Origin of the sequence: Streptomyces sp. NPDC001027, from assembly GCF_040299045.1 — a bacterium.
Taxonomy (GTDB): domain Bacteria; phylum Actinomycetota; class Actinomycetes; order Streptomycetales; family Streptomycetaceae; genus Streptomyces.
On record NZ_JBEPBI010000061.1, the window covers coordinates 19996 to 43009 of the forward strand.

Consider the following 23014-nt stretch of genomic DNA (forward strand, 5'->3'; position numbering starts at 1 on the left):
CTAAGGATGCGCAGGTCAGAAGCGGTCTGCGGGGTCAGTCGCCGTCTTCGGGGTCGTCATCCCCGTACTCGGCGAGGTGGGTCCGGTCGGCGCAGCTCGGGCATTCGCCTTCCCAGCCGTCACCGAATTCCGGGTACTCGTCGCCGCACGTGCGGCACACGGGGCCGTCGTCCCCCTCGTCGCTGCCGTCGATGACGGCGGCCGCGATCTCCAGGGCGTCGGCGATCTGGTCGAGGCCCGTCAAGGCGGGCGCTGCCACGGACCGCGGTTGCTGCGCGCTGCTCACCGGCTCCGCCTCTCCGTGCAGGCCGCCACGAGCCGCAGGAGCGCAGCCCGGAGCCGGCGAAGGGGCGTGGGCGGGGCGAGGTCGAACTCCTCCACGTTGACGTCGTCGACCTCGAACAGGTTCGGGGTTCCGATCGTCGACCACTCTCCGAGGTGGGCGGTGCCGTGGTTGTACGTCATGCCGTCCACGCCCTGCGACTCGCGGACGATGATCACCGCTTCCTCGAGCGTTGCGGCTTTCACGCGGATCGTGGCCGCGAGGGTGACGTCGAACGCGTACTCATGGGTCATCTGATTTCCTTTCTCGGGTTCTGCCGGTCAGGCGGCTTCTGTGGTTCTGGAGACGAGGCGCTCGACCTGGTGCAACGCGCGGGCGATCGCCATGGCGGCCGCGGCGTCGTCCCGCGCCTTGACCAGCAGCCGCCGGTGCTCCACTGCGCGCTGCCACATGTTGTGCTCGGTGAGCGTGTCACCGCAGGCCACCATGGCGTTCGGGCCCATCCCCCACACGATCATGTTGACGGCGCAGCCCGCTGCCGCGATCGGGTCGAGCTCCTGCGCGAACCACGTCATGCGGGCCGGGTCGATGCCCATGCTCCGCATGTGGTTGACGGCCGACCGGAACATGCCGCCGGTGCCCGCGCACGGGTCGTGGACCGAGTAGCCGTCCCCGATCTGCGCGGGGTCGTGGCCGAGCATCTGGGCGGCCATCATGTCGCACACCTCTGGGGGCGTGTGGTACTCGCCCAGGCCGGACCTGGCGGACTTGTGCCGCAGGGTGGTGACCGCCCACGACATCAGGTCGATCTCCGAGTTCCACGCCGGGTCCTCGTGCCCGGTGTGGTCGAGCGCGTTCGCTTTCAGTGCCGCGTGGAACGTGGCCCGGATGGCGGCCAGCTCGTTCTTCGTGAACGTCTCGGCCTCCGCCCAGCGGAACAGCACCGACGCGGTGTCGATGAGGTCGGGGCGCCGCATCCACCAGTAGGCGGCGACCTCGCGGACGCAGGCGATGAGCTGCTCGGCGTCCAGGCCGCGCAGGAAGTCGGCCAGGGTACGCGGGTGTCCCTTCTGCGGCCACAGCGCCAGGGTGGCGACGATGCCCACGGGGGTCTCCATGCGGTTCCCGCCGTGCGAGCCGTGCCAGGCGTCCGCGACGGCCTCGCCGAAGGTGACGCCGTTGGCAGGGCGGATGGCGAACTCCGGGCGGAGCCGGGCTGGGGCCGGGTCCGCGTCCGGGATGAGGGCCGGCTGCTGGGGCGGTCTCTCCGCGATGCTCGCGTACTGGCCGGCGGTCGGCTTCGGCAAGGTGATCGTCTTCTCGGGCGTGGGGGGTTCGGGCTCGCCGAGTTCGGCGAACAGGTCGAGCTGTTCCATGGGCCCTCCGTGCGGGCATGGGTCGAGCCCGGCACCTTCGGGTGCCGGGCTCGGGTTGAGGTGGTCAGATGCGGGTGGCCGCCATGGCCGCCTCGACGATCTCGAAGGTCTGAGCCCAGGTGGCCTCCACGTCGAGGAACTCGCTGCCGCCGAAGCCGTCGCGGCCCGCGATGAACGCCTTGCCGCTGCCCTTGGGGAGGCGGACCGTGTAGTCGTATCCCTCCACGCCGACCCTGGTGGTGAGGCCGAGGTTCGTGTTCGTCCAGTTCGTGGCGGTGGTCGCGGCGGTGAAGATCGCGGCGGTTCGGGTGGCGTTCATGGCTGGCTCCCTGTCTGGGCGGGTTGGTGTGGTTTGAACTACTTTCATTCTTTCCGAAACGGCTTGCCCTAGCCAGTTTAGACAAGTCGTTTCAGTAAAAGAACGTAAAAGAAAGCAGGTCAGGTAGCTACCAGCCGGGCGCTACGGGCTCCTCGTACGCCGACGGGGTCTCCGGCCCGGTCTCGTACCTGTCGTCCTCGTAGTGCTCGCACCAGGGCTTGCAGGGCTGGTCCTCGTGGGCCTCACACCCGTCGCACTGGAGGCACTCGCCGCCGGTGGAGCAGATCGGGCAGCGCTTCTTGCTCACGGTCGTCTTCCTGTTCTGGTCAGGGCTGCCCGCACCTGGCGGGGCAGTCCATGAGGTTGGGGCAGTTGCAGCCCGGGGTGAACTCGTTCTCCGAGCAGTGGCAGTGGGCGCACCGCTCTTCGCTGTTCTCCGGGTGGTCGACGTCCAGGGCTTGCGGGCGGGGCATCGTGGCTCCGGTCTGTCGAGGCGGGTCAGTGGTCTGCGAGGTGCGTGCGGAGCGCTTCGGCGGCGGCTCGTACGCGCTCGGCGGTCCAGCCGGAGCCGGTGAGCGACAGCCGGGCCTTCTCGTCCCGCAGGCCCGCGGTGGCCTTGATGTGCACGCTCATGTTGGTGACCTCGACGTGGAAGCGGACGCCGCCGACTGGCTGCGGCGTCAGCTCCAGGCTCTGGAACGAGCGGACCGAGACGCGCTCCTCGTCGGCGCCGTCCGGGCCGGGGCAGGCGTGGGAGATCGCGTTCAGCAACTCCTCGCCGTGCTCGCACGCCTCGTAGTGGTGCAGGAACGCAACCCGCGTCCCGTTCACCCGGAACCCGTGCCGGGTGAAGGACGGCCGCGCGCGGCTCGCGATGACGCAGCCCCACGCGGGAACGCGGGTGGTGCGCTCCAGCCAGAAGCCCTCGCCGTGCTCGTCGCCGTACGGGCGGCCGAGGTCCCAGCCGTGCACACGAGCGGCGTCCTCCCAGACCCACGGCCGCCGGTTGCGGTAGTCGCGGTCGTCGGGGCCGGTCGTGACCCACAGCCGCCAGCCGTCCGGCCCGGCATTGAACACCGCGTCGTCCCCCGCGTAGAGCGGCTCGATGCGCACCAGGACCCTGGGGGCGTTCACCTCCACGGTGGTGGGCTGCTCGTTGATCGCCTTCCGCAGGGGGCAGTCCTCGCAGTTGCCGCGGTTGATGCAGACCCCGAACCCTCCCCAGCGGGCCCGCCGCGTGTCCTGGGATTCCAGGAGCGCACCCCAGCGTCGGGGACGCAGGGCGCACTGGGCGGGGAAGCCGAAGTGCGCGTTGAGGCTGAGCCTGTTCCAGCCTTTCCCGTCTGGCCCGCCGGCCGGGGCTTCGGGTGCGCGCAGGTAGATCGGCACGATCGTTTCCTTTCTCGGGTGGTGGCCCGGCCCTTGCCGGGCCGGGAGTGGTCAGGCGTTCTGTTCGGCGTGCTCGCCGCCGTGCTCCTCGATGAGGGCGCGGACATCTTCGACGGGCACCTCGTAGATCAGGCGGCCCTTCACCGGCTCGTCTCCGGAGGTCAGGTGCATCTCCCAGGAGTCCTCCAGCTCCCAGCCTTCGCCGTGGCCGGGCGTGATCCCTTCGTCGAGGTACACCTCCAGGTGCGTGTACGGGCCCGCGTAGTCGCGGGGCGCGCCGTAGGGGCCGGAGGCGCCGGGGCAGGGCAGGCAGGTGGCGTACGGGCCGGCGTGGACGGTGATCGTCTTGCCGTCGGCGAGGCGGATGCGGCTGGGCCTGTCGCCGGTGCCGACGGCGGCGAGGCGGTCAAGGATGGCGGTGCTCATGGCGTGGTTCTTCCTTCTGCTCGTGGCGGGGCCAGGCCCCCGGGTCGGGGCCGGGCCGGGAGGGGGTCAGCGGGCGAGGTCGGCGGGGGCCTTGCCGCGGTTGCAGGGCCGGTCGTTGTCGACGGCGACGGCGGCGGCCAGGCGCTCGTGCTTGCGGTGCAGGACGATCAGTGCGGTGAGGGCCGCGTTCAGCACCTCTTCGTCGCGCGAGTTGAGGTGGCCGTGCTCGACGAGGGCGAACCGGCGGGCGCGGAGGTCTGCGTCCTCGCGTGCGAGGCGCACGCTGACCGCGTTGAGCGGTGCCATCTTCGGCATGTCGCCGGTGACCGGCGCGGTTGCGTAGCCGATGATCGCGGCCGGGATCATGAAGTCGTTCTGCGTGAGCAGGTCAGTGGCCTCGCGCAGGGCGTCCGTCGCGCCCTGGGGGAGCTGGCCGGGCTCGTCGACCGGGTACGTCTGGAGGGCGATCGCGGCGTCCTCGATGGCGCCGGCGAGCGTCTCGATCATGTAGCGCTGCGGGTGGTAGGCGCGGCCGCGTACGACGGCGGCGAGGTGGTTCAGGCGGCGCGCGGTGGCGAGGTAGGCAGACATGGGTGTCCTTCCTTCGTGATCAGGCGGCGGCCAGCCACTCAGCGGCGACCGCGTGATAGCAGCGGGCGGAGCGCAGGCCGGCCGGGCAGTTGCACTGGCCGGTGGCGGCGGTCCGGTAGACCTCCGTGCCGTCGTCGGAGACGACGAGGAAGATCCGGTTCTGGCGGAGCGGGATCACGGCGCCGAGTTCGAGCAGCTCGGCCGCTTTGGCGGCCTGCGGCTTCGGGTGGACGGACTCGGTCCGGGCCGCGCGGCGCACCTTGCGCCTGCACGTGGGTCCGAGTCCGTCCGGGCTGGCGTTCTTCAGCGGCCTGCGGCACTTCAGGCACCTGTGCTGGGCGGTCGCCTTCTGTGCGCGCATGGCCCGCTCCTGTCTTGGTTGGTGATGTTTGAACTACTTCCATTCTTTCCAAATCGACTTGCCCTAGCCAGTTTTAACAAGCTGATTCAGTAAAGGAGTCGCAAAGAAAACCGCAGGTTACGAGCCTGCGGCTCCCTCGTCCCCCTGGTCAGCTGGGTGCTCGGATTACGAGGGCGGCGTTCACTTGAACTCGACACCCCGGCCCGTCATCTCCCACCAGAGCTGCCCGGCGTACCGGCCCAGCTGAGCGAGCGACGTCGTGTTGTTGGTCCGCGTCATGTTCTCCATCACCGACGCGAAGGTGACGACGAGGTCGGCGACCGTCGCGTGCGCGATGTCGCTGTCGTCCGGAAGGACACGGCCTGCGGCCGCCCAGGCCCCTGCGCCCGTGAATCGTTCAACCGGCTTACCTGCGGGGTATCCGCCCATCATCTCTTCCTCCACTGGTGGGTTCTTGTGGTGACTTCTCGTTGCTGTCAGGCGGTCGGGGCCGCTTCGGCGGCGGGCCGGGTGCACTGGTCGTGCCGGTCGCAGTTGCAGCGCCCGCAGGCGACGCACATCCAGTCGGCTTCCAGACCGCAGCGCCCGCACCCTCCCGTCAGCTCCAGTTCGAGGTCGTCGACGAGGACCGCCCGGTCGATCGCGGCCTCCCGCTCAGGCGCGCGACGGAAGCGGCGGACCACCGTCCAGAACTCGTCCGGCGCGTTCGTGTGCTGGTCCTCGGTCAGATAGGTCGCGGCGGCGTCCACCTCGCACACCGCGTGTGGCTCCACCCCGCACGCGGACAACGCACGCTCGATCTGGCCCTTGAAGGTCTCGAAGTTCTGCGTCACTGTCGCTGCCCTTTCTCTCGTGTTGTCGGTTCCGGTCACGCACTCGGGGCCGGAACGACCCGCTCGACGGTCACGACGTCCCATGCCGCGGTCTCGACGGGCACGGCAAACGCCCACCGGCCGCGGTAGGTCCGGCGGCCGTCCTCCTCGGTGGCGCCCTCGACGAGCGCCCACCATTCCCCCCGGCCGTTCTCGGCGTCGATCCGCACCCCGGTGTCGACGACGTTCAGGCGGGCGCCGAAGGCGTGCAGGACGTCAGCGGGCTCGACGAGCATGCGCGGGGTCTCGAAGGCGACGGGCAGGCCGGCCGTGATGCGGGCCGCTTGTGCGGCGGACGGGTCGGCCAGCTCGTAGCCCAGCTCAATGGCCACCTGCTCGGCACGCTCGACGCTGGGGATGTAGTCGCCCTTGCAGTAGTCGCGGGCGGGCTTCGCGAGCTTCTCGTACGAGTGGAAAGCGCCGTGCTGCTCGGTGATGGCGACCGGCAGGTGGATGACGACGAAGCCGACGATCCGCTCGGACTCGACGACCAGGACGTCCCCGTCGGCGACCTGTTCGCGGTCGGCGGCGGTACGGGCGTCGGCACTGCTGGCGAAGTGCCACACCTTCGGGCCGGCCTCCTTCGCGGCACGGGCCTTGTCGGTGGCCTCGACGATCTCCGCGAACTGGTACGCGGCGCCGGCCAGCGGTGAGGCGGCGGCGAGGCGCTCGGCGTAGGTACTCATGATCGGTTCGTTCCTCCCTGGGGTGGGGGCCGCCCGCCAGGTGGCAGGCGACCAGCAGTCAGTTGGGTTAGCGAGCGCGCTCGATGATCCGGATCGTGTCGGTGTAGAGGCTGTCGACGCCCTTGCCGTCGCTGACGGTCGTGTGTTCGCGGCCGTCGCTGCCGATGTGGGACCAGGGCTTGCGGTCGAGGCGGCGCCGGAGGACGGAGCCGTGGGTGCTTCCGGATGCGACGCCTTCGACGAGGTCGCCGGGCTGGAGGTTGAGTTCGTCCGTGGTGGGCACGAGCGCTTCCTTCCTGTCTGGGGGCGGTTTGTGGTGCTACACCTATTCTTTCCAAATCGCCTTGCCCTATCCAGTTTTAACAACCATGTTCAGTAAATTGGCGGCAAAGGTTCGCTGCTCACGCTGACGTTCAATCGGTTTGACCAAACCGCATCGTGAAAGACTGGAGCCATGCCCGAGCTCTTCAACCGCGGCGGCAAGCCGCTGCCCGAGTACAAGCCCAGCGACGCCGTCCTCGACGCCCTCGCCGCGTGGAAGAAAGCCCTCGAAGAGGAGGAGAAGACGCGCCATGCGGCGCGCAAGGCACTGGCCGACGAGCTGAAGGCCGACACCGACCTGCCGTACGCGGCCGTCGCCAACCACCCGCTCGTGCCGTGGACCGAGGCGACGCTGCGCATCATCGGCACCGAGCACGGCGTCCCGCCCCGCCAGCCCAACAAGGCCAAGAAGCAGGACTAGCCCCGACAGCACGAAGGGCCGCACCCCGTCGGAGGTGCGGCCCTTCGTCGTTCCCGTCAGCCCGTCTTGACCCAGACGCCGACCAGCAGCGCCAGCACGATGCAGACCGAGGCGACCTTCTCCCAGGTCTCCATGTCGCTCCACCGCGTCGGCCCGTACTGCGCGCGGATGATCTCCTCGCCGTCCGGGTGGTGACCGCCGTGGAACTCGTCCCGGTGCTCCCGGCCTTCGCCGCGCGCCTCCGCCTTCGTCTCGACCGGCTCCGACGTCGTGCGGCACTGCGGACAGCGGTACGCGTACGGCCCGCCCACGGGCGCCCTCCTCACTCGCGTCTTGTCACCGCTCATGATGGAGGACGCTGCCCTCAGCTGGCCCATGGTTCCCTGCCTTTCGCTCCTCTTACGGACTGTTCGGTTCGCTGCGCCGGCCGGTCAATCGACGCCTTCCAGTCGCTCTCTGATCCACGCGTGGGGGCCCCGCTCAGGGTCGTTCACCCATCGCTCCCGCTTGGCGACTTCCTCCTCCGTCCATCCCTCCGGGACCCCCTTGCGGCCTCTCCGACCGCTCTCCGGGGCACTCTCCGCTACCGGAGATTTCCGCAGGTCAGCGCCACTCTCCGGTGGCGGAGAGTGGCGCGGGGAGTCCTCTGGGCGGCTTCCAGGGGAGGGGAGCGGAGGCAGCTCGCTGCGGTGCACTCCAGCCCGCCCGGCGACCCCCCTCGCCCGGAAGGTGCGGGAGGGGTCGAATCCGGCCTCCCGGAGCACCTGCCGGAGCTGCTTGTCGCCGGCCTCGGCGAGGCCCGGGAGACGCTCCCGCATAGCCGGCCGGAGGACCCCCAGGTGGACCCCGTTGTCGTCGCCGGTCAGTTCCCGGATCAGGGCTATCAGCGGGGGCTCCGCAGCGGCCTCCACGGGGGCCTCGGCGGGGGCCTGGTCGACGGCCTTGACGGGGGTGGCGGCGGGGGCTTGCTCGGGGGTCTGGCGGAGCAGCCGGGCGAGGCCTCGGCGGCGTTCGTGCGGGTCCGTTTCCTGGCCCTTCTCCGGAGTCTTCTCGGGGGCCTTCGGCTGCTCCTTCTTCTTGCCGAGGATTCGGTCGAGCTTGCCGCTGGCGGTCGTGACGGCCACGAGCAGCCACACGCCGGCGACGCCGAGCACCGCGCGGGTGCGGTGCTCGGCGATGGTGTGGGCGGTGGCGAGGAGGATCACGACCACTGCTCCGAGGCGGGCGGGGATCGAGAGCTGCTTGCCGTGGGCGCCGGTGAGCCAGCCGTACAGCAGGCTGGCGAGGGTCCGGTTCCCGGCCCAGAAGGACCGTGCAACGGCTGCGATGCCCGCCGCGGTGCGACGTGCAACGCTGGCCGCCGGCTTGCGGCTCGCTGCGATGCCCTGCCATGCGACGTGTGCAACGGCCTTGGGGTCGGCGTACGGGCGCAGGTCCGGCATGGCGAGGGCCCGCATCTTCTCGGGCCTCTCCCCCACCTCGGGCTCGGGCTCGTTGACCTCGGTCGTCATGACGCGAAGTGCATCGCGATGGCGTGGATCCGCTGGACGAGGGTGCCGAAGCCGCCGCCTGCGCCCGCCATGAGGTGGACCAGGATGATGCCGGTAATGGCGACCTGACGTCGGGTGAGCCCCAGCCAGGCCATGAACACCAGGACCAGCAGCGTGAGGCCCGGCAGGGAGATCCCGGGCATGACGGCGTGCGCCAGGCCGACGCCATCGCCCATGACGAGCTGGGGCACGATGTTGAACGGCCATCCGGCGGCCGTGTACGAGGTCCCGGCGAGCATGGCGAGGCCGAGCGTCCACCACCAGCCGAGCGGCTTCGCCTTGCCGACCTTCTGCTCCTTGGTGCCGAGGATCAGCACGGCGGTGAGCACGAGGGCGAAGGAGACGATCCCGAGAGTGGGGATCAGGGCTTTCACTGTTCTGTCCTTTGCTGTGCGAGGGGTGGCGGGGTCAGGCGATGGGGTTGCCGTACAGCAGTGCGCCGACGACGAGGCTGACGGTGAGGCCGCGGGTCGCCCAGGCGATCAGGAACCAGGACCGGCGGGTGGCGCGGTCGAGGCTGAGCGCGATGACCGCTGCAACGCCCCAGAAGTAGACGTCCGGGTTGTCGCGCAACGGGCCGCCGTGCTGTGCAACGCTCGCCGTTGCATCGCGGGCGAACTGGGGGATGCCGAAGTACCAGCCGGCGGCGACCCCGCTGGCCGCGTACAGCACCCACTTCCGGTGTGCGGGGATCGCCCCGATCAGCTCGGGGAGAGACCGCTTCTCGACGGAGCGGTGGAGCGGCACGGGGGACGCGAACGGCGGCCGGGTGGGCTCGCGGTCCGGGCGGCGCAGTCGCGTGGACCACTTCCCCCGCCGCTTCTCCCCCACCGGCTCGTCGTCGTCCTCTCCGGGCTCTTCGTCGGGCTCTTCGCCCAGGTCCGGGCCGGTGACCTTCTCGACGTTGCGGCCGTGCGGCCGGGGCGCCGGGGCGGGCTGGTCGTCGTCGCCGGCGGCGGGCTCCTCGGCGGCAGGGGCGTCGGCGGCGGTGGCGGGCTCTTCGAGTGACGGCTTGTCCTTGACCCACCAGTCGGGCAGGCGGCCACTCCCCCGCCCGGGCCGGGACGCGGGAACGTCGGGGGCGTAGTCGGGGCGGGGCGGGATCACGGGCGCGGGCTGCTCCTCTTCGGCGGCGTGCCCGGCCGGGCGGGCACCGAGACGGCGCAGCGCCGCTCGTACCTTCGTCTCGCCCTCGTCGACCTCGTTCACGGCTGGTGTCCTTGGGCTGTCTCTGCGGGCCCGTCCGGTCGTACCGGTGTCGGACGCGGGGCGAGCACGGTCACACTGGCCGGGACCGCCGGGTACGACGGAGGGCTGCCGGTGGGACGCCGCGTCGGACGGGCCGTCGCATGGGTGGGGCCAGGGGTCGGACGGGGCGTCGCACCGGTCGGACCAGGGGTCGGACGGGCGGTCGCACCGGTGGGATCCGGCGTCGGACGGTCCCAGTAGACGGTGGGAACGGTCATCTGCACGGTGCCGGGTGCAGGCCACTGACCGGGGTCGCACCGTGTGATCCAGAACCGTTCGATCGTCGGACGCGCGTGTGTCGGCACGGCGCCGGCGTCCCACACCTTGCGGTAGATGCCGGCGACGATGTGCAACGCGGATCGCACGGCGTCCGACACCTTCATACCGGTGGCGAGCATCGTCTCAAGGTCGTCGTACATCTGTGCGTCGACCTTGACGGAGGCGTTCTTACCGACGGCGGGCGGTGTGCTCACGGTGTGATCCTTCGAATGCGGTGGGATGTGACGCCGGGCCCGCGTGGGACACGCGGGCCCGGCCGGTCATGCGCGGTCAGGTGCGGCGGTGCCCGCGCCCGTCGTCGAAGCCGAAGCGAACGCCGGCCGCGTCACCCTTCTTCGCGACGGCCGCCCTGTGGCGGCGTCGACGGCCGGCCGCCTGCTCGGCCTCCTTCGCCCGGACCTTCGCGTTCTTGTCCTGCTCGCGCGTCGGGGCGTACCGGGAAACCGCCGGGGTGTAGCGGGGGCCGCCACCGAACGCGGCACGGACCCCGTCAAAGAGCCCCACTACTCGGCCGCCCTTGCGGTGCCGACGGAGCGGACTAGGCCGAGCTGGACGGCTGCGTTCGCCTGCCTGCGTCCCGGGCCCTTCCCGTCCGCACCCGCCATGTCCTGCTTGCAGGCCTCGACCGTGGCTGGATTGGCCGCGACCTGGTTCGGCGTCTTGGTGTCGATCCGGCGGGTCACTGGCCCACCGCCCCAAGCACCCGGGCGGCGCGTGCGGTGCCCGTCTTCATCTCGTCGTTCGCGACGTCCGGGCCATATCCCGAGCGCGCGTCAGTAACCTGTGTCATGCGTCAGCTCCTGTTAACGGCAGGTCTGGCGTGGGCCCCCGGTCGGCGTTTCTCAGGCCCCGACCGGGGGCTGTTCTGTACGTACGAGACCGGTGGGTGCGGCCTCGCAGATACAAACCCTAGGGCTTGGCATTGAGGAGGGCAAGCCCTAGGGTTGGTGTCGCGTTGTCGCGCCCTGGCAGATGGAAGGAGCGGGGCGTTGGCCGATGAACCAAGGGAGGTGCCCGAGCAGGTGACGAAACTGCGGGAAGCCATTGCGGAGTTCGCAGCGATCGAAGACGACGCCGAATGCACAGCGGCCGTCTCGGAGGCCTTGCGCGTCTGGCCGGACTTGGGCGCCGAGCTGCGACAACTGCGCGAGCTTCGGGTCAACTCCCTTCGCGACAATCACGCGAAGACGTGGCCCGAGATCGCGGCGATCATCGGCAAGGTCACGCCCGAGCGCGCCCAGCAGATCGGCAAGGGCCTGAGCGGAGCTCAGCGCAAGAAGAACGAGCGGGCAGCGAAGGAACGGCCTGAGACGTGATGGAGCCCTTCCGATCTTCACCCCGCGAGCCCCCGGTGCGAAATCAGCCATAGAATCGAACGCATGACCGAGCCGTCTCGTCTGGAGCTGCTGCGCTTCGCGCGTCGCGTGATCGTGCAGCAGGCTGCGGCGAGCCTCGCCCAGGTGGACGGGTGGATCGCCGCCGAGGAGGAGCGGGAGGCCGCGCAGCGGAGGGCCGAGGAGCGGCGCCCTAAGCCGGAGTGGCTGATCGAGCGGGGCATCGGAGTGGGGAGTCCGCCGATGCAGGTTCACCGGGGTGGGTGCCACATGGCGCAGGGCGTCCGAGTCCAGGCGATCACGGAGGACCAGGCGCGGCGTGCGCTGTACGCACATGTCGGCGCCTGCGAATTCTGCAACCCCGACACGGCTCTGCGGGTGATTCCGGAGTAGGCCGGCCGAGGTCCGGCAACCCGATCCGTTGATCGCTTACATCGACGTACCGACAGTAACTCCCTACGCTGAATATGCGCGTCCACGCATCAGGGCCCCCAGCAATCCCGTTGGGGGCCCTGCGCGTTTTCCGGGTCGTCAGTCGGAGGGCGGAGGGCCCTGCTGCTGCGTCTCGCGGCTGATGTGGGCGAACGCTTCAGTGAGTGCGGCGCCCATCATGTGCCAGGGGACGCGGGCCCGGTACTCGATGCGGACGCCGTTGTCGTGCTCGGGCTCAGTTTGGGCCTCGGTCCCTTCGGTCCCTGTCGGGTCGGTGTCGTGGCCGGTGGGCGGGGTGGTCATCGGTGTCCCTTCGGTGCGGGGCCGTACGGGCTGGCCCAGGCCGGCCGGTCGGGGCGGCGCGCGGCGGCGCGGACCTGGACGGCGTGGCGGGCGAGGCTGCGGGCTGCTTCGCCGATGCGTTGGGCGAGGGCGGCGAGCTGCTCGCGGATGCGGCGCCCCCAGGCGGTGAGGCGTTCGAAGAGAGCGCCGACGGCGCGGGCCTGGTCGGGGGTGAGAAGGGTGAGACGCATGGTCAGCTCCATGGGCTGGGAGGGGCTGGGCATCACAGGTCCCCGTAGGAGACGAGGAACCAGCGGGGGCGCTGCTCGAGGGGAGTCAGGCCGAGAGCGTCGAGGGCAACGACCAGGCGGCTGTCCCAGTCCTGCGTGGCCGGCCGGCTGAGCATGTCGTCCGGGTCGAGGTACTCGATGTGCCCGCGGTGCACGGTCGTCGAGTGCGCGGCGAGCGCGTACATGGGCGACGAGTGCGAGCAGTACATCTCGGTTACGACGCCGATTCGCTTCTCCGCTGCCGTCTTGCGGTCGTAGTAGCCGTTCTCGCGGGCGTCGGGCTCGCACTGCTCGGTGAACCCGGCGACGACGGCCAGCATCCGGCTCTCGACGGCGCTCACGAAGTCGTTGTCGTCTTCGTCTGCGTCTTCGTCGTACCAGTCGAGCGGGGGCAGTTCGCCGTACTTGCCGAGGCCGTGGACTTTCCAGCCCTCGTCGGGGCCGCCGAGGTCGTAGCCGTAGACGAGGATCGCGTCCGTCGCCTGTCCCATCAGGTGTCTCCGTTCGTGTCGTGGGCGCGCCTGGCGGCCCAGTCGGGGTCGCGTCGGGGAACGGGCACCGGCTCTTGCCGGGCCTTCCACGCGCGGTAGTTGGTCAGGGTGCGGTGGGGCCGGAAGACCCAGAGGCAGCCGGCTGAGACGAGGAGGATCGGTACGGCGGTCCAGAAACAGGGCGAGTGGCGGGAGGCGTAGGCGACCTGCCAGTCGGCCCACCGGACGAGGCGTCGGACGATGCGGCCCCGGCCGGTGGCGTAGCCGCCGACCCACATGCAGGCCAGGGCGAAGGCGAGCAGCTGCGTGTCGGTCACGGCCGCTCCCCGGGGCCTGGCCGGTAGGGCACGTGGTAGCTGTGGGCGTCGCCGGCCGGGCGGATGCACAGGACGTCGCCGAACTCGCCGAAGCAGTACAGGCCGCCGTGCCCCGGCCCCGGGTCGAGGCGCGGCGGTGTCGTGAGGGCGCGGGCCTGGCGGCAGTCGTTGTTCACAGGCGTATCTCGATTTCGTGCGGGAGGGTTCCGGCGGTGAGCTGGCGGTGCAGGACCCGGAGGCGGGCCATGGCGAGGTCGTCACGGATGCCCAGTGCGCGCCGGGCCGGGGCGGGGAGGGCGTCCCAGCAGTCCCAGCACAGGTATTGGCCCGCTTTGCGGGTGCTCTCACAGGCGGGGGCGGGGCAGGGGAATGAGCTCATCGGTCTTTCTCACGGTCGGTCTCGGTGGGCGGATTTCGGTTGGCGGCAGTACGTGCACGGGGCGAGCCGCCGCTTGGCGTCGCTCTCGCCCTGGTAGGCCTTCTCGAAGCCGGGGCAGGCCTCCACGGCCTTGTCGGGCCAGTGGGGTTCCGGGTCGACGAGCGGGTCCAGGTGCTCGCCGCAGTCGCCGCACTTGCGGGACTTGACCCACAGCTGGCGGGCGTTGCGGTACTCGCTGAGGACCTCTCAGGCGAGGTGTGCGCATTCGGGTGCCAGGCGCTCGCCGCAGTCGGGGCAGCGGGCCCGGATCACCTGGCCGGCTGCGGTACGGAAGTCGTCGGAGCCGTCGTGCGTGCAGTCCGTGGGCACGTCGAGTGCGGCGACCGCCGCACGCTGCCCGTCGCCGCACATCTCCTCCAGGCGCATGCCGGGCCAGCAGGTGCCGCACGTCGCGGCGTGCGAGACCACGGCGTCGTACGCCGCCGCGGCGGCCTCCATGAGCGGCCTCGACCGACGCCGCGCCGGGGCCGGCTGCTGCTTCGGCTCGCCGGGATCCACGTACAGGTGCCCGGCCGCCCACGCGATGTGAGAGGCGAAGGGTGCGCTGCACTTCACGCACGGCCTGTCCTCGATGGCGAGCAGCTCGTCCCGCACCTGACGGCAGTGCTCCTCGGTCGCGTTCTCCACGACAGGGCGGTGTTCCTGCCGGTCGTACAGGGTCGCGAAGACGCCGTCCCGGCCGATCACGTACCGCTCCTCGGTGTCCGGTGCGGGCTTCGGCTCCTCGCCGTGGATCCATGCGGCGAGCGCGTCTGCGTACTCCTGGCGCGCGGCGTGCTGCTGCTCGGCGAGCGCGTCGGCGCGGTGCCGTATCGGGCGCAGGTGCGGGGCGTGCCGCAGCAGTTCGTCGTGGAGCGGCGGCGGCAGGATCTCCACCAGACGGACGGGGGTCCGCTTGTCGCGGCCGGGGCCCGGGTCCAGGCAGAGACGCAGGAACGCTCGCAGGTCCGCGGGGGCTTCGTACTGCATTGGATCTCCTCGGTGTGATGTGATCGGGGCGGCGCCCGCCCTCAGTTGCCTTGAGGGCGGGTGCCGCTGACGTCAGGCGGGGGCGGGTGCGGGCTGGTCGTGGCAGGTGTCGCCGCAGCCGTCGCACGCTGTGGCGGGTTCCGGGCACCGGCACCTCTCGGCGGCCAGTTCGCGCTCGAGGCCGGTGATCCGGCGTTCCAGGCCGGCGATCCGCTCATGGAGCTCGCCGTTCGCTCCCCGCGCCTTCGCGGCCTCTTCACGGGTCTCGTCCCAGTTCCGCGCGCACATCTGCGCGGTCTCGTTCGCGAGGCGGGCGAACGCCGACAGCCGACTGTTCTGCCGTTCCAGGTGGAAGATCAGCCCTTCCCGCTCGTGCGGCTGCCTGCGCTGGGCGCGGCGCTTCGCCGAGGCGAGCGCGATACGTAGGCGGCCCGCCCGGGCGACCAGGTCCAGGAGCTGGCCGGAGGTGGCGAGACACGCGGCGACGACGAGGTCCACGGACGCGTCGCCGGGGAATTCGACGACGGCACCGCCCGGTTCAGTCAGGCTGGAGTCGCCGGCGTTGCTGGTCACACCCCAGACGGCGCCGCCGTGGCGGAGCAGCCCGAGCGGGTTGTCCTCGTCACCGACCCAGCCGAACGCTTCGAGCGCCTCGACGACGTCAAGCCGCGGATTCCATGTCATGAGCGGGTTCCTCCTTCGTGGTCCGGCCTGGGGGCCGGCGGGTGGGTGCGGCGGGCCTAGAACGGCGGTGGGCCGCCCTGCTGGGGCATCTGGGGGTAGGCGAGTTCGGGCTGCTCGTCGGCCGCGCGGCGCGCCTCGCGGCGGCGGGCGGCCTCCTCCTCGAGGGCCTGCGTCTCGGCACGTGCGCGGTCCTCGGCTGCCCATCGCGCCTTGAGTGCGGCCAGAGCGGTGACGGGCATGTCGCGGCATCCCCTGCACGTCCCGTCGCCGAGGACGTCGCCGACCAGCGGCCGACCGCAGTCGACGCACTCCGCGCGCGGCGCGGCAGCGCCGCCGGTCCGGCGCGGATCCTCGCCGCGGTTGTAGGCCGCGCGGCGGTTCGCGCGCCGCTCGGCACACGCCCGGCACTCCGCGCCTGTGTCGACCATGACGCGGTCCTCACACGACGGGTCCGGGCAGTACGGCGTCGGCCCGATCAGCGCCATGGCCGCACCGATCGGGTTGCGGATCTCGCCGAGGTGGAACGCGGGCTCGAAGCCCCACGACACCCAGCGACGACCGATCCGCTCGGCGACCTGCTCGATCGTCCGCGCGTCCAAGGCGGCGAGCACCGCGCGGTGGTTGTTGCCCGGGATCCGCTGGCCAGGCAGCGCAGCAAGGAGCGGCCGAGGAAGCGCAGCCCCGACAGCCCGGACCGCCCGCCTCTCCTCACCCGTCAGAACAGGCTTGCCCGTCGCGGCGGAGCCGCCGTTCCCTCGCGCGCTACTACCTGCACCAGTCCTACGGACGTCAGCGGCGCTACGCGCCGAAGGCGCAGGGTCTTGATCTTCCTTGGTCTGGTTCCTGTTGGTCTTCTTAGATCCCTGTTCTCGGGTAGACCCGTCTACCTGTTCTCGGGTAGACGGGTCTACCTCTTCTCGGGGGTATCCCTCTTTTCGGGTAGACCCGGTAGAGGACGGCCTGAGGGGCGCTGTCGCTGCCGACCAGCCTCCCCACGGGCTCTCGACGTCGTCCTTCCTGGCGCCGTAGAAGTCGCGGAGGCAGGTCGGGCCGGTGTAGCCAGGCGGCGGGTTGAACCGCAGCACATACCGGTTCGCGCGCCCCTTCGGCGTCGCGATCTCCTCGGTCCTGATTGCGCCGACCTGCTCCAGGGAGCGGAGGTACGGAATGACCTTGTCGGCACGGCTGACCTGAAGCGCGCGGGCTATGGACGTCTGGCCAGGGAAGGCGATGCGGCGACGTCCGTCCGTCGGTGCGTGCATGGCAAGGAACGCGTACGCGCGTACCGCTTGCGCCTTGAGGTCTGGATGCAAGGTGATCCAGTCCGGCACCTTGGCGAACGTGGACGGCCAATCGTCGCCAACGGCCACCTCGTCGGGCGTGGTCATCGGCGGCTCCCCGCCCATTCGTCTGCGGCGTGGGAGATCAGGGCGACCGCGTCGCGGCCAGCGAAGTCGAACCACTCGCCACGGATGCGGTAGGGCTCGAACACGCCGTGCAGGTGGCTCTCAAGGGCCCTGCCGCCCTTGGCCTTCCAGATGATCCGCACGTGGGTCGGCTGACTCGTCTGCACGCCCCGGAGACGCTCGGCGGGATTCGCACTGCATCCGATCTTGACCGCACTCGACCCGTCAGGCCGCATGGCATAGGCCCAGCCAGTCGTAGAGAGCTCCGTCGCGCTCGTGCCCTGCACGATGACCGGGCCCCAGGAGAGCCGGTACACCATGCCGTTCAACTGACCGTTGGGCCCGCGGTGTTGCTCTCGCTTCAGGTAGCCGAAGCGCTCCAGCTCAGCGAGCGCACGTAGGACGGCGTCACGACCGTCCGGTCCGCAGTCGGTGAGAGACGGCATCGAGCCTTTCGGCTCTTTCGCGTAGCTCGCGATCTCACCGACCAGCCCCTTGGCGCGGAGGCTCAGCCGGTTGTCGAAGATCAACGCGACGGGGAGCTGTGTGTAGCTCACGTGGTGCTCGCTCTCGGATTCGTGCTGGTCAGGAGGGATCAGGGGGCAAGGGCCCCCGCTCTCCAATGTGTACTCTAGAGCACTCAAAAGTACATCGGATACCCTTACGGCATGGCAGAGAACACAAGTGCTGAATACGGCCTTCGGGAACTTCGCGCGTCCCTGGGGAACGTCGTTCTCGACGTGATCGCCGACCGGAAAATCGCCTACGTGATGCAGCGCGGGAAGCGGGTCGCGGCGATCGTCCCGCTGGACCTCGCCCAGGCCGCCGAGCACCTGCTGACCAAGCCCGCCGGTGAACCCTCGGCATGACCGTTGGCATCACACGTCACCCCGCAGCCACGACAGAAGGTCGTCGTCTGAGCCGTGCGTGAACGCCTGGTCGAAGTCCAGGAACCCGCCGCGCTCCTCTGTGGCCGTGGCCGACCCGTGGCAGCCCACGCACAGGTTCCGCACCAGTCCGTCATGCCTCGACTTGTGCGGGAACAGGTGCCTTCGGGTGCGGCACAGCTGGCAGTCGCCGAGCGGCGGGGGCGTGCCCGGGGTCATCGCTCGCCCTCGTTTCGTATCCACGACGGGATGGGTTGCAGGCGGGCGATGTGCCGGTCGCGGGCATGCCGGTGTGAGGCCTGGGTGATGGTGCGGTGTGCCGCCCGGGCCAGGACGTGCGGGTGTCCGAGGAGGCCGGCGGCGGTGGCTGTGACGACGAAGACGAACAGCGCGATGTGGGTCACCGGCCGGCCGCCAACGCTTCGAGGGCGGAGGCCATGTCGGCGCGGGCCCACCGGTGGGACAGCGTCCGCCGCTGGCCGGGGGTGAGCCGGACGGCGCGGTTGTACACCGACAGCACGCGGGCCGCCTCGCACGTCCACGTGGGGAACGGGTCCTCGGTGGACTCCTGGAGCTCCCCGACGGGCTCGACGACGTACAGGTCTCCGAGCCACACCTTCGAGGCGTAGAACCGGGCGTACTCGCGGTCGGTGGTGATGTAGACCCGGTCGGGGCGCCCGGTCGGGGGGTCGACGATCCGGCCGTGTTCGTCGGTGTACGTGTCTCCTTTCGCGCGGGCCACGCAGATCGGGCAGTCGTCGACGATGGCCGGCTGGTGCGGGGTGACGAGGTCGCCGGGCTTGAGGCCGACGACGCCTCCGTGGAAGTAGCGGGTCACCGGGCGGCCGCCTGGTTCGCGAGGCGTGCGGCGGTCGCCAGGAGAGAGGCGACGGAGGCCACGTATTCGGCGTGGCTGGCGAGGAGCGCAGCCCTCCACAGGGCGAGCGTGTTGTCTTGGTCGCCGTTGGCGTAGGCGACGATGAACCGCCGCGCGAACAGCAGCGGCGCGTCGACCTGGTCCCCGTCGTCGATGGGGCGCATCCCCCAGCCACCCTCGCGGCCGGGCCCGTGCGGGTCTCCGCCGTCCAGCGTGACCATGGCCTGCCGGGCGGCTTCCGCGAAGCCGCAGCACGCCGCGTACACGTCGTACCCGTCCGGGCTGTTCCGCCCGATCTCGACGATCGCGGTGGCCGCCCCGTCCATGTCGCCGTCGATGGCGCGGGCGAGCGCGGCCGACGTGAGCCGGGACAGCTCTTGCTGATCCATCAGGCGACCGCCTTCCGGGACCGTCCCGCGTGGTCGCGGAGCTGGACGCCGGCGGCGAGGAGACGCGTCCGTATGAAGTCGTAGCCGTAGCCCTCGCGCTGCTGGATGGCGCGCAGGCTCAGGCCGCGCCGGTACAGGCCGGCGAGGTACTCGGCGACCGGATCGACGTCGACGGGTCGGCCGCCGCTCTGGCGGAGTTTCACCCCGGCGCGCAGCAGCTCCCGCCGAACGTTCGAGTAGCAGCGGCCGGTCTCTGCCGCGACGCCATGGATGCTCAGGCCTTCCTCGTAGAGGGCAGCGACGTCCACGCAAACGGACCTTTCTGTGCAGGGTGGTTGAGGGGGCCGGGGCCGCGTGGTGCGGCCCCGGGCGGGCGGTTCAGGCCCAGAGGACGAGGGCGACGCCCACGCCGATCACAGGCGCCCACGGGGCGACGAACGGCAGGAACGCGGTCAGCGCCCAGGCGATGAGGCCGCCGGCGAGGCCGACGATGAGCCGGCGGAACGGGCTGTAGTGCATGGGGTGTTTCCTTTCGAGCTGGCGGGGGTCGGGCCGGTCAGTCGTCGCAGTCGCCGTCCGCATGCCGGTAGCCGTGGCTCGTGCTGCTGTGGCCGGTGCCGTGGCGGCTGCCGCTTCGGCCGGACGTCTTGCCCGGCCCCTGGCCGGACTTGCCCGAGCTCGACTTGCGCCCGCTGCTGCGGGAGCCGCCCTTCCCCGTGTGCGCGGCGGCCAGCTCGACGGCGACGAGCGCGCCGACGATGACGAGGGCCACCGCCACTCCGATCACCTTGCGCATCAATCCACTCCTGTCTGCTGGTCTGTGAGTTGGCCCCGGTCGGCGTACTGCTGTGCGGCGTACGCCTGCCTGCGGGCCCGGTGCGTCTCCGCACAGGTCTTGTGAGAGGGGCGGCCTTCCTCGTCGCGGAGGTTCGTCGGCCCCTTGCAGTAGCGACACGGCCGTTTCCGTTCGGCCCAGTGGCATTTCGCGTCGGACCAGTCGAGGACTCCGCTCGGCGGGAGGTCAGGCAGCGTCGGCCGCTTCGGGCGCGGCATGAGCGCCCTCCTTCCGCCGGCGGGCGCGCCGCTGCTGCCGTCGCCTGATCGCCCGACGCTCGTCGCTGTCCAAGCCGCCCCACACCCCGGCGGGCTCGCGCCGCTCCAGCGCCGCCGCGAGGCACGCCTCACGCACCGGGCAGCGCCCGCAGTACGCCTTGGCCTCCGCCGCGATGATGTGGGCGAGGCCCACGCCGAAGTCCTCGGGGAAGAACACGGCCTCGTCCCGGGAGTCGCGGCATGCGGCGTCGTCGGACCAGTGCGGCGGGCGGGGAAGCCCGCCCGGGGCGAAGCGGCTTGGACGAGGCATCAGCGGTCGGCCTCCCCGCCGCCGGACGCGGTGGGCGCGTCGGCGTAGGTGACCGGCTGGAAGACGATCGTGGCCGAGTCGGCGTCGTCGTCGAGGTCGACCACCGGCGGCGAGGGCCGCGGGGGCGGGACCGGCCGGTGCGGGACGGGCCTCCGGTGCCTGCCCGTCGGCCGCAGCCACAGCCACACCCACACGGCCAGGCCGGGCGTGATGATCGGCACGAGCCACCAGCCGAGCGCCCGAACCCAGTCGACGACCTCGGCGACGGAGATCAGGACGAGAACAACGGTGTCCATCACGCCTCCCGCCAGTCCGCGACGGTCTTCTCGGACACCGCGAGGAGCTTCGCGACACTGCGCGCGGAGGCCTGCGACGCCTGCGCCGCGTACCTCAGTTCTTCCGGCCGCAGCTCCTTGGGCGAGAGCGTGCCGTTCAGGACGCGGTCGACGGCCACGAAATCAACACCAGCGGCCCACGTGGCGACCGCGCGCAGGTCCGTCATGAGGCGCTCCCAGCGGTGCGGGCCTCGCGCATCGGCCGGTCTTCCTGGTGTGCGCCGGCGACACAGCCGGGGATCTTGCACGACCGGGTCAGGTAGCCGACCGGCTCACGCTGGTGGTGCAACCGGAACGCGACCCGGTACGCGGTGTCCAGGAGGCGGCGCCACCGCACGACGGGCGTACCCGTCTTCTCACGCGGGCCGGTCCACCGCAGGTGACCGCCCTGCACAGGCTCGACCTGAGCGAGGAAAGCTTCCTTCAGCGTGGCGTAGGCGGCCCGGCGGCCACGCACGTACGTGGGCAGTCCGGCCCGCTTACGGACCTCCTCGACCCGCCGGTACGGGCACCCCAGCAGGTCAGCGACAGCCCGGTTCGAGATGTCCTCCACGTCGAGCAGGGCGCGAAGTATCTGGTCGTCGCTGACGTCGACGATCGTGCTGCTCATCACTGCACCTCCGGCCAGGTCGCCTTGTCGATTGCGGCGCGATGTGTCTTGGGCACGTCGGCGATGGGGGCGAGCAGCCAGTCACGGCCCGCCGCCATGAGGGCTACGGCGTCGGCGGCGTTGTCGTTGCCGCCGGTCCGCCACTGGGGCCACCGGCGGGCGACACCGTCCACGACGGCCGTCTTCTGTCCCGTGCCTTTGCCGGTGGCGTACAAGATCCGCTGGTTCGGCGTCAGGAATCCGATAGGGATTCCGGCGTCAGTCAGCCGCTCGTAGACCCGCCACCACAGCCAGCCGCGCTCGTGCGCGCCGCCGCCGGCCCGCGACAGGGCTGCCGTCTCGATCACGGCAAGATCGGGGCGCCCGACGGCGTCGATGACTGCGTCGAGGACGCGCCGCATGGTGAAGAGCCGTTCAGCGTGCGGCATCTTCGTGATGGGGTTCTTCTTGTCCTCGTAGCCGATGACCCGGCACCAGCCCTCCGACGAGGCGAGACCGGTCGCGGTCAGGGACGTGTCGACACCGACGACCGACGGGCCGGGCGGAATCTCGAGGGCCGGCTCCGGGAAGGACTCGAACCGGTTGATGCTCTTCACCGGGCGCCCCCTTCCCCGCCAGCGAGCCACTCGGCGGGGATGGGCGGGCAGAGGGCGAGGCCGGGCCACTCCAGCCGTTCGCCGTCCGTGTCGGTGTTGCTGGGTGGGTCGTCGAGGTCGAGGTCCGCGAAGAACCGCAGCCCAACCAGGGCAGCGGCCTCTTCGCCGGACGCTGCAACGAACGGGGATGCACCGGTCAGGTAGGCGCGGCGCGGCGACCACACGGTCACTCGCACCCATACGTGAGCCGTGTCCTCGTCGCAGCAGTCGAGCCGGCTGCCCTCGTCGACGGCGATCACCGTGACCACGGTCTTCAGGGGCTCACTCACCGCTGCCCCCGGTCATCCAGTTCTCGGGCAGCGGCGGCGCCAACTGGATCCGCGTCAGAACGATGTCGTCGGCGGTCTGGGCGTAGCAGTTGGCCTTGGCCTCCAGGAACCGGCCGATCAGCTGCTCCGGGTTCAGCCCGGTCGACTGACGGATCGGGTCGAGGAGCACCGTCACGGGATCTGCGATGTTCCAGCCGACGACCACGACGCGGGCCGTGCGCAGCTTGAGGTCGACCGACTCGACCTCGACGGGGGTCGTGAAGCGAGGCTCGGTGACCGCGGCCAGGTAGCGGCGCCCGAAGTCCGTGATCTGGTACGCCGGCTCGGAGCCGGTGACGTACCGCAGGGAGCGCAGCGTCCGCAGGTGCCCCTTGGGGTCCTCGAACGCCATGGCGTCACCGGCGAGGGCGTGGAGGATGCTCTGCGCCTGGGGTGCCATCGGGTTCTCGGTCGCGTGCTTCGTGATCCGGAGCATGGCCGCCCGCCACGCGTGCGTGCCGCGCGTGGTCTCCGCCGAGCACGGGCAGTCGGCGACGGTGGCGGCATGGTCCGCGGGGGTGTGGGCGATGCACTCACCGATGTCGTTCCGGCCGCGTTCGCACAGCACGGCGGAGCAGCACGAGCAGTTGGGGCACGGCAGCTGTGCCGGTCGGAGCTTCTGCGGCTCCGGAGGCGGGCAGGTTGCGAGGGGTTGCGTCATGAGGTTCGTCCCGGGGTCTCGTGTCCGCAGCAGAAGCGGCACCGGGAGCCGTCCACGCGTATCGCGTGCGGTCTCCGGCGGTTCTCCTGCGGGCAGTGGTCGAAATCGGCGAGATCGGCGCGGCCTTCCAGCCACAGCGCGGGCGGGGCCGGCTGGGTGGGG

General features: G+C 70.9%; 49 protein-coding genes. 4 read left to right on the top strand and 45 right to left on the bottom strand.

What is annotated here, in order from left to right:
• Positions 1-34 precede the first annotated feature (34 nt).
• The 14 genes from ABT300_RS18855 to ABT300_RS18920 form a co-directional block, all read right to left on the bottom strand.
• Complete coding sequence (locus ABT300_RS18855) at positions 35-259, bottom strand: hypothetical protein (RefSeq protein WP_351676818.1); 225 nt, start codon at positions 257-259, stop codon at positions 35-37.
• A gap of 23 nt (positions 260-282) precedes the next feature.
• Positions 283-576 carry a hypothetical protein gene (locus ABT300_RS18860; RefSeq protein WP_351676821.1) on the bottom strand — a complete coding sequence of 98 codons (294 nt, stop codon included), beginning with the start codon at positions 574-576 and terminating at the stop codon, positions 283-285.
• A 27-nt stretch (positions 577-603) separates the two neighbouring features.
• Positions 604-1659, bottom strand: coding sequence for an N-6 DNA methylase (locus tag ABT300_RS18865; RefSeq protein ID WP_351676824.1), 1056 nt, complete (start codon positions 1657-1659; stop codon positions 604-606).
• 64 nt (positions 1660-1723) lie between these two features.
• Entirely contained in the window at positions 1724-1978 is a 255-nt protein-coding gene (locus tag ABT300_RS18870; RefSeq protein ID WP_351676826.1) for a hypothetical protein, read from the bottom strand.
• Positions 1979-2105: 127 nt separating this feature from the next.
• Complete coding sequence (locus ABT300_RS18875) at positions 2106-2285, bottom strand: hypothetical protein (protein ID WP_351676829.1); 180 nt, start codon at positions 2283-2285, stop codon at positions 2106-2108.
• 19 nt (positions 2286-2304) lie between these two features.
• Positions 2305-2451, bottom strand: coding sequence for a hypothetical protein (locus ABT300_RS18880; protein ID WP_351676832.1), 147 nt, complete (start codon positions 2449-2451; stop codon positions 2305-2307).
• Between the two features lie 25 nt (positions 2452-2476).
• Positions 2477-3367, bottom strand: a complete 891-nt coding sequence (locus tag ABT300_RS18885; RefSeq protein ID WP_351676835.1) for a hypothetical protein — start codon at positions 3365-3367, stop codon at positions 2477-2479.
• Between the two features lie 51 nt (positions 3368-3418).
• Positions 3419-3793 carry a hypothetical protein gene (locus ABT300_RS18890; protein ID WP_351676837.1) on the bottom strand — a complete coding sequence of 125 codons (375 nt, stop codon included), beginning with the start codon at positions 3791-3793 and terminating at the stop codon, positions 3419-3421.
• A gap of 66 nt (positions 3794-3859) precedes the next feature.
• Positions 3860-4384 (bottom strand): hypothetical protein, encoded by a 525-nt coding sequence (locus ABT300_RS18895; RefSeq protein WP_351676840.1) that lies wholly within the window; start codon positions 4382-4384, stop codon positions 3860-3862.
• Between the two features lie 19 nt (positions 4385-4403).
• Complete coding sequence (locus ABT300_RS18900) at positions 4404-4745, bottom strand: hypothetical protein (protein WP_351676843.1); 342 nt, start codon at positions 4743-4745, stop codon at positions 4404-4406.
• Positions 4746-4925: 180 nt separating this feature from the next.
• On the bottom strand, positions 4926-5189 hold the full coding sequence (locus tag ABT300_RS18905) for a hypothetical protein (protein ID WP_351676846.1): 264 nt from the start codon (positions 5187-5189) through the stop codon (positions 4926-4928).
• Positions 5190-5221: 32 nt separating this feature from the next.
• Complete coding sequence (locus ABT300_RS18910; protein WP_351676848.1) at positions 5222-5578, bottom strand: hypothetical protein; 357 nt, start codon at positions 5576-5578, stop codon at positions 5222-5224.
• 35 nt (positions 5579-5613) lie between these two features.
• A complete protein-coding gene (locus ABT300_RS18915; protein ID WP_351676850.1) occupies positions 5614-6303 on the bottom strand; it encodes a hypothetical protein in 690 nt (229 codons plus the stop codon).
• 67 nt (positions 6304-6370) lie between these two features.
• Entirely contained in the window at positions 6371-6586 is a 216-nt protein-coding gene (locus ABT300_RS18920; protein ID WP_351676852.1) for a hypothetical protein, read from the bottom strand.
• Positions 6587-6757: 171 nt separating this feature from the next.
• Here ABT300_RS18920 and ABT300_RS18925 point away from each other — a divergent pair, with 171 nt between their 5' ends.
• On the top strand, positions 6758-7045 hold the full coding sequence (locus tag ABT300_RS18925; protein ID WP_351676854.1) for a hypothetical protein: 288 nt from the start codon (positions 6758-6760) through the stop codon (positions 7043-7045).
• A 56-nt stretch (positions 7046-7101) separates the two neighbouring features.
• On the opposite strand, the gene ABT300_RS18930 is transcribed toward ABT300_RS18925, so the two are convergent.
• The 7 genes from ABT300_RS18930 to ABT300_RS18960 form a co-directional block, all read right to left on the bottom strand.
• On the bottom strand, positions 7102-7356 hold the full coding sequence (locus ABT300_RS18930) for a hypothetical protein (RefSeq protein WP_351676856.1): 255 nt from the start codon (positions 7354-7356) through the stop codon (positions 7102-7104).
• 120 nt (positions 7357-7476) lie between these two features.
• Positions 7477-8556 carry a hypothetical protein gene (locus ABT300_RS18935; protein WP_351676858.1) on the bottom strand — a complete coding sequence of 360 codons (1080 nt, stop codon included), beginning with the start codon at positions 8554-8556 and terminating at the stop codon, positions 7477-7479.
• On the bottom strand, positions 8553-8969 hold the full coding sequence (locus tag ABT300_RS18940; protein WP_351676860.1) for a hypothetical protein: 417 nt from the start codon (positions 8967-8969) through the stop codon (positions 8553-8555). Before ABT300_RS18940 ends, ABT300_RS18935 begins: the two co-directional genes overlap by 4 nt.
• A 34-nt stretch (positions 8970-9003) precedes the next feature.
• Positions 9004-9804, bottom strand: a complete 801-nt coding sequence (locus tag ABT300_RS18945) for a hypothetical protein (RefSeq protein ID WP_351676862.1) — start codon at positions 9802-9804, stop codon at positions 9004-9006.
• Complete coding sequence (locus ABT300_RS18950) at positions 9801-10316, bottom strand: hypothetical protein (RefSeq protein WP_351676864.1); 516 nt, start codon at positions 10314-10316, stop codon at positions 9801-9803. Before ABT300_RS18950 ends, ABT300_RS18945 begins: the two co-directional genes overlap by 4 nt.
• A 76-nt stretch (positions 10317-10392) precedes the next feature.
• Positions 10393-10626, bottom strand: a complete 234-nt coding sequence (locus ABT300_RS18955) for a hypothetical protein (protein ID WP_306952461.1) — start codon at positions 10624-10626, stop codon at positions 10393-10395.
• On the bottom strand, positions 10626-10805 hold the full coding sequence (locus ABT300_RS18960) for a hypothetical protein (protein ID WP_351676867.1): 180 nt from the start codon (positions 10803-10805) through the stop codon (positions 10626-10628). The genes ABT300_RS18955 and ABT300_RS18960 overlap by 1 nt, the downstream gene beginning before the upstream one ends.
• A 306-nt stretch (positions 10806-11111) precedes the next feature.
• Here ABT300_RS18960 and ABT300_RS18965 point away from each other — a divergent pair, with 306 nt between their 5' ends.
• Positions 11112-11438, top strand: coding sequence for a hypothetical protein (locus ABT300_RS18965; protein ID WP_351676869.1), 327 nt, complete (start codon positions 11112-11114; stop codon positions 11436-11438).
• Positions 11439-11501: 63 nt separating this feature from the next.
• Positions 11502-11849, top strand: a complete 348-nt coding sequence (locus ABT300_RS18970; protein ID WP_351676871.1) for a DUF6233 domain-containing protein — start codon at positions 11502-11504, stop codon at positions 11847-11849.
• Positions 11850-11987: 138 nt separating this feature from the next.
• Here ABT300_RS18970 and ABT300_RS18975 read toward each other — a convergent pair whose 3' ends face one another.
• The 10 genes from ABT300_RS18975 to ABT300_RS19020 form a co-directional block, all read right to left on the bottom strand.
• Positions 11988-12191, bottom strand: coding sequence for a hypothetical protein (locus tag ABT300_RS18975; RefSeq protein WP_351676873.1), 204 nt, complete (start codon positions 12189-12191; stop codon positions 11988-11990).
• A complete protein-coding gene (locus ABT300_RS18980; RefSeq protein WP_351676875.1) occupies positions 12188-12454 on the bottom strand; it encodes a hypothetical protein in 267 nt (88 codons plus the stop codon). Before ABT300_RS18980 ends, ABT300_RS18975 begins: the two co-directional genes overlap by 4 nt.
• Positions 12454-12951 (bottom strand): hypothetical protein, encoded by a 498-nt coding sequence (locus tag ABT300_RS18985; RefSeq protein ID WP_351676877.1) that lies wholly within the window; start codon positions 12949-12951, stop codon positions 12454-12456. The genes ABT300_RS18980 and ABT300_RS18985 overlap by 1 nt, the downstream gene beginning before the upstream one ends.
• Positions 12951-13268: a hypothetical protein gene (locus tag ABT300_RS18990; protein WP_351676879.1), complete on the bottom strand. Its 318-nt coding sequence runs from the start codon at positions 13266-13268 to the stop codon at positions 12951-12953. Before ABT300_RS18990 ends, ABT300_RS18985 begins: the two co-directional genes overlap by 1 nt.
• Complete coding sequence (locus ABT300_RS18995) at positions 13265-13444, bottom strand: hypothetical protein (protein ID WP_351676881.1); 180 nt, start codon at positions 13442-13444, stop codon at positions 13265-13267. Before ABT300_RS18995 ends, ABT300_RS18990 begins: the two co-directional genes overlap by 4 nt.
• The gene (locus tag ABT300_RS19000) at positions 13441-13647 is read right to left on the bottom strand and encodes a hypothetical protein (protein ID WP_351676883.1); all 207 of its coding nucleotides are present in this window, start codon (positions 13645-13647) and stop codon (positions 13441-13443) included. The genes ABT300_RS18995 and ABT300_RS19000 overlap by 4 nt, the downstream gene beginning before the upstream one ends.
• Positions 13648-13893: 246 nt before the next feature.
• Positions 13894-14676: a hypothetical protein gene (locus ABT300_RS19005; RefSeq protein WP_351676884.1), complete on the bottom strand. Its 783-nt coding sequence runs from the start codon at positions 14674-14676 to the stop codon at positions 13894-13896.
• Positions 14677-14748: 72 nt separating this feature from the next.
• Positions 14749-15360 carry a hypothetical protein gene (locus tag ABT300_RS19010; protein ID WP_351676886.1) on the bottom strand — a complete coding sequence of 204 codons (612 nt, stop codon included), beginning with the start codon at positions 15358-15360 and terminating at the stop codon, positions 14749-14751.
• Between the two features lie 56 nt (positions 15361-15416).
• The gene (locus tag ABT300_RS19015; RefSeq protein WP_351676888.1) at positions 15417-16748 is read right to left on the bottom strand and encodes a hypothetical protein; all 1332 of its coding nucleotides are present in this window, start codon (positions 16746-16748) and stop codon (positions 15417-15419) included.
• Positions 16745-17323: a GIY-YIG nuclease family protein gene (locus tag ABT300_RS19020; protein ID WP_351676890.1), complete on the bottom strand. Its 579-nt coding sequence runs from the start codon at positions 17321-17323 to the stop codon at positions 16745-16747. Before ABT300_RS19020 ends, ABT300_RS19015 begins: the two co-directional genes overlap by 4 nt.
• A gap of 111 nt (positions 17324-17434) precedes the next feature.
• Between ABT300_RS19020 and ABT300_RS19025 the strand changes: the two genes are divergently transcribed.
• The gene (locus tag ABT300_RS19025) at positions 17435-17635 is read left to right on the top strand and encodes a hypothetical protein (RefSeq protein ID WP_351676892.1); all 201 of its coding nucleotides are present in this window, start codon (positions 17435-17437) and stop codon (positions 17633-17635) included.
• A gap of 9 nt (positions 17636-17644) precedes the next feature.
• Here ABT300_RS19025 and ABT300_RS19030 read toward each other — a convergent pair whose 3' ends face one another.
• The 14 genes from ABT300_RS19030 to ABT300_RS19095 form a co-directional block, all read right to left on the bottom strand.
• Positions 17645-17872, bottom strand: coding sequence for a hypothetical protein (locus ABT300_RS19030; RefSeq protein WP_351676894.1), 228 nt, complete (start codon positions 17870-17872; stop codon positions 17645-17647).
• On the bottom strand, positions 17869-18057 hold the full coding sequence (locus tag ABT300_RS19035) for a hypothetical protein (RefSeq protein ID WP_351676897.1): 189 nt from the start codon (positions 18055-18057) through the stop codon (positions 17869-17871). The genes ABT300_RS19030 and ABT300_RS19035 overlap by 4 nt, the downstream gene beginning before the upstream one ends.
• Complete coding sequence (locus ABT300_RS19040) at positions 18054-18491, bottom strand: hypothetical protein (RefSeq protein ID WP_351676900.1); 438 nt, start codon at positions 18489-18491, stop codon at positions 18054-18056. The genes ABT300_RS19035 and ABT300_RS19040 overlap by 4 nt, the downstream gene beginning before the upstream one ends.
• Positions 18488-18919 carry a hypothetical protein gene (locus ABT300_RS19045; RefSeq protein WP_351676903.1) on the bottom strand — a complete coding sequence of 144 codons (432 nt, stop codon included), beginning with the start codon at positions 18917-18919 and terminating at the stop codon, positions 18488-18490. The genes ABT300_RS19040 and ABT300_RS19045 overlap by 4 nt, the downstream gene beginning before the upstream one ends.
• On the bottom strand, positions 18919-19227 hold the full coding sequence (locus ABT300_RS19050) for a helix-turn-helix domain-containing protein (RefSeq protein WP_351676905.1): 309 nt from the start codon (positions 19225-19227) through the stop codon (positions 18919-18921). Before ABT300_RS19050 ends, ABT300_RS19045 begins: the two co-directional genes overlap by 1 nt.
• Before the next feature lie 70 nt (positions 19228-19297).
• Positions 19298-19438 carry a hypothetical protein gene (locus ABT300_RS19055; RefSeq protein WP_351676908.1) on the bottom strand — a complete coding sequence of 47 codons (141 nt, stop codon included), beginning with the start codon at positions 19436-19438 and terminating at the stop codon, positions 19298-19300.
• Between the two features lie 37 nt (positions 19439-19475).
• Positions 19476-19715: a hypothetical protein gene (locus tag ABT300_RS19060; RefSeq protein ID WP_351676911.1), complete on the bottom strand. Its 240-nt coding sequence runs from the start codon at positions 19713-19715 to the stop codon at positions 19476-19478.
• 225 nt (positions 19716-19940) lie between these two features.
• Positions 19941-20282, bottom strand: coding sequence for a WhiB family transcriptional regulator (locus ABT300_RS19065; RefSeq protein WP_351676913.1), 342 nt, complete (start codon positions 20280-20282; stop codon positions 19941-19943).
• Positions 20282-20578 carry a hypothetical protein gene (locus ABT300_RS19070; RefSeq protein WP_351676915.1) on the bottom strand — a complete coding sequence of 99 codons (297 nt, stop codon included), beginning with the start codon at positions 20576-20578 and terminating at the stop codon, positions 20282-20284. The genes ABT300_RS19065 and ABT300_RS19070 overlap by 1 nt, the downstream gene beginning before the upstream one ends.
• Positions 20578-20784, bottom strand: a complete 207-nt coding sequence (locus tag ABT300_RS19075) for a hypothetical protein (RefSeq protein ID WP_351676917.1) — start codon at positions 20782-20784, stop codon at positions 20578-20580. Before ABT300_RS19075 ends, ABT300_RS19070 begins: the two co-directional genes overlap by 1 nt.
• Positions 20781-21227: a hypothetical protein gene (locus ABT300_RS19080; RefSeq protein WP_351676920.1), complete on the bottom strand. Its 447-nt coding sequence runs from the start codon at positions 21225-21227 to the stop codon at positions 20781-20783. The genes ABT300_RS19075 and ABT300_RS19080 overlap by 4 nt, the downstream gene beginning before the upstream one ends.
• Positions 21227-21823: a hypothetical protein gene (locus ABT300_RS19085; RefSeq protein ID WP_351676923.1), complete on the bottom strand. Its 597-nt coding sequence runs from the start codon at positions 21821-21823 to the stop codon at positions 21227-21229. The genes ABT300_RS19080 and ABT300_RS19085 overlap by 1 nt, the downstream gene beginning before the upstream one ends.
• Positions 21820-22152 (bottom strand): hypothetical protein, encoded by a 333-nt coding sequence (locus ABT300_RS19090; protein WP_351676926.1) that lies wholly within the window; start codon positions 22150-22152, stop codon positions 21820-21822. The genes ABT300_RS19085 and ABT300_RS19090 overlap by 4 nt, the downstream gene beginning before the upstream one ends.
• The gene (locus ABT300_RS19095; RefSeq protein WP_351676929.1) at positions 22145-22852 is read right to left on the bottom strand and encodes a hypothetical protein; all 708 of its coding nucleotides are present in this window, start codon (positions 22850-22852) and stop codon (positions 22145-22147) included. The genes ABT300_RS19090 and ABT300_RS19095 overlap by 8 nt, the downstream gene beginning before the upstream one ends.
• Positions 22853-23014 lie beyond the last annotated feature (162 nt).

Excerpts from the sequence above, each read along its gene's own strand:
- ABT300_RS18865 (WP_351676824.1), bottom strand. The coding sequence starts at position 1,659 with ATGGAACAGCTCGACCTGTTCGCCGAACTCGGCGAGCCCGAACCCCCC.
- ABT300_RS18895 (WP_351676840.1), bottom strand. The coding sequence starts at position 4,384 with ATGTCTGCCTACCTCGCCACCGCGCGCCGCCTGAACCACCTCGCCGCC.
- ABT300_RS18970 (WP_351676871.1), top strand. The coding sequence starts at position 11,502 with ATGACCGAGCCGTCTCGTCTGGAGCTGCTGCGCTTCGCGCGTCGCGTG.
- ABT300_RS18860 (WP_351676821.1), bottom strand. The coding sequence starts at position 576 with ATGACCCATGAGTACGCGTTCGACGTCACCCTCGCGGCCACGATCCGC.
- ABT300_RS19025 (WP_351676892.1), top strand. The coding sequence starts at position 17,435 with ATGGCAGAGAACACAAGTGCTGAATACGGCCTTCGGGAACTTCGCGCG.
- ABT300_RS18980 (WP_351676875.1), bottom strand. The coding sequence starts at position 12,454 with ATGCCCAGCCCCTCCCAGCCCATGGAGCTGACCATGCGTCTCACCCTT.
- ABT300_RS18925 (WP_351676854.1), top strand. The coding sequence starts at position 6,758 with ATGCCCGAGCTCTTCAACCGCGGCGGCAAGCCGCTGCCCGAGTACAAG.
- ABT300_RS19005 (WP_351676884.1), bottom strand. The coding sequence starts at position 14,676 with ATGCAGTACGAAGCCCCCGCGGACCTGCGAGCGTTCCTGCGTCTCTGC.
- ABT300_RS18975 (WP_351676873.1), bottom strand. The coding sequence starts at position 12,191 with ATGACCACCCCGCCCACCGGCCACGACACCGACCCGACAGGGACCGAA.
- ABT300_RS19065 (WP_351676913.1), bottom strand. The coding sequence starts at position 20,282 with ATGCCTCGTCCAAGCCGCTTCGCCCCGGGCGGGCTTCCCCGCCCGCCG.
- ABT300_RS19030 (WP_351676894.1), bottom strand. The coding sequence starts at position 17,872 with ATGACCCCGGGCACGCCCCCGCCGCTCGGCGACTGCCAGCTGTGCCGC.
- ABT300_RS19000 (WP_351676883.1), bottom strand. The coding sequence starts at position 13,647 with ATGAGCTCATTCCCCTGCCCCGCCCCCGCCTGTGAGAGCACCCGCAAA.
- ABT300_RS19045 (WP_351676903.1), bottom strand. The coding sequence starts at position 18,919 with ATGGATCAGCAAGAGCTGTCCCGGCTCACGTCGGCCGCGCTCGCCCGC.
- ABT300_RS19075 (WP_351676917.1), bottom strand. The coding sequence starts at position 20,784 with ATGACGGACCTGCGCGCGGTCGCCACGTGGGCCGCTGGTGTTGATTTC.
- ABT300_RS19060 (WP_351676911.1), bottom strand. The coding sequence starts at position 19,715 with ATGCGCAAGGTGATCGGAGTGGCGGTGGCCCTCGTCATCGTCGGCGCG.
- ABT300_RS18915 (WP_351676850.1), bottom strand. The coding sequence starts at position 6,303 with ATGAGTACCTACGCCGAGCGCCTCGCCGCCGCCTCACCGCTGGCCGGC.
- ABT300_RS18935 (WP_351676858.1), bottom strand. The coding sequence starts at position 8,556 with ATGACGACCGAGGTCAACGAGCCCGAGCCCGAGGTGGGGGAGAGGCCC.
- ABT300_RS18985 (WP_351676877.1), bottom strand. The coding sequence starts at position 12,951 with ATGGGACAGGCGACGGACGCGATCCTCGTCTACGGCTACGACCTCGGC.
- ABT300_RS18900 (WP_351676843.1), bottom strand. The coding sequence starts at position 4,745 with ATGCGCGCACAGAAGGCGACCGCCCAGCACAGGTGCCTGAAGTGCCGC.
- ABT300_RS19015 (WP_351676888.1), bottom strand. The coding sequence starts at position 16,748 with ATGACCACGCCCGACGAGGTGGCCGTTGGCGACGATTGGCCGTCCACG.
- ABT300_RS19095 (WP_351676929.1), bottom strand. The coding sequence starts at position 22,852 with ATGACGCAACCCCTCGCAACCTGCCCGCCTCCGGAGCCGCAGAAGCTC.
- ABT300_RS19080 (WP_351676920.1), bottom strand. The coding sequence starts at position 21,227 with ATGAGCAGCACGATCGTCGACGTCAGCGACGACCAGATACTTCGCGCC.
- ABT300_RS18890 (WP_351676837.1), bottom strand. The coding sequence starts at position 3,793 with ATGAGCACCGCCATCCTTGACCGCCTCGCCGCCGTCGGCACCGGCGAC.
- ABT300_RS19010 (WP_351676886.1), bottom strand. The coding sequence starts at position 15,360 with ATGACATGGAATCCGCGGCTTGACGTCGTCGAGGCGCTCGAAGCGTTC.
- ABT300_RS18880 (WP_351676832.1), bottom strand. The coding sequence starts at position 2,451 with ATGCCCCGCCCGCAAGCCCTGGACGTCGACCACCCGGAGAACAGCGAA.
- ABT300_RS19070 (WP_351676915.1), bottom strand. The coding sequence starts at position 20,578 with ATGGACACCGTTGTTCTCGTCCTGATCTCCGTCGCCGAGGTCGTCGAC.
- ABT300_RS18870 (WP_351676826.1), bottom strand. The coding sequence starts at position 1,978 with ATGAACGCCACCCGAACCGCCGCGATCTTCACCGCCGCGACCACCGCC.
- ABT300_RS19055 (WP_351676908.1), bottom strand. The coding sequence starts at position 19,438 with ATGCACTACAGCCCGTTCCGCCGGCTCATCGTCGGCCTCGCCGGCGGC.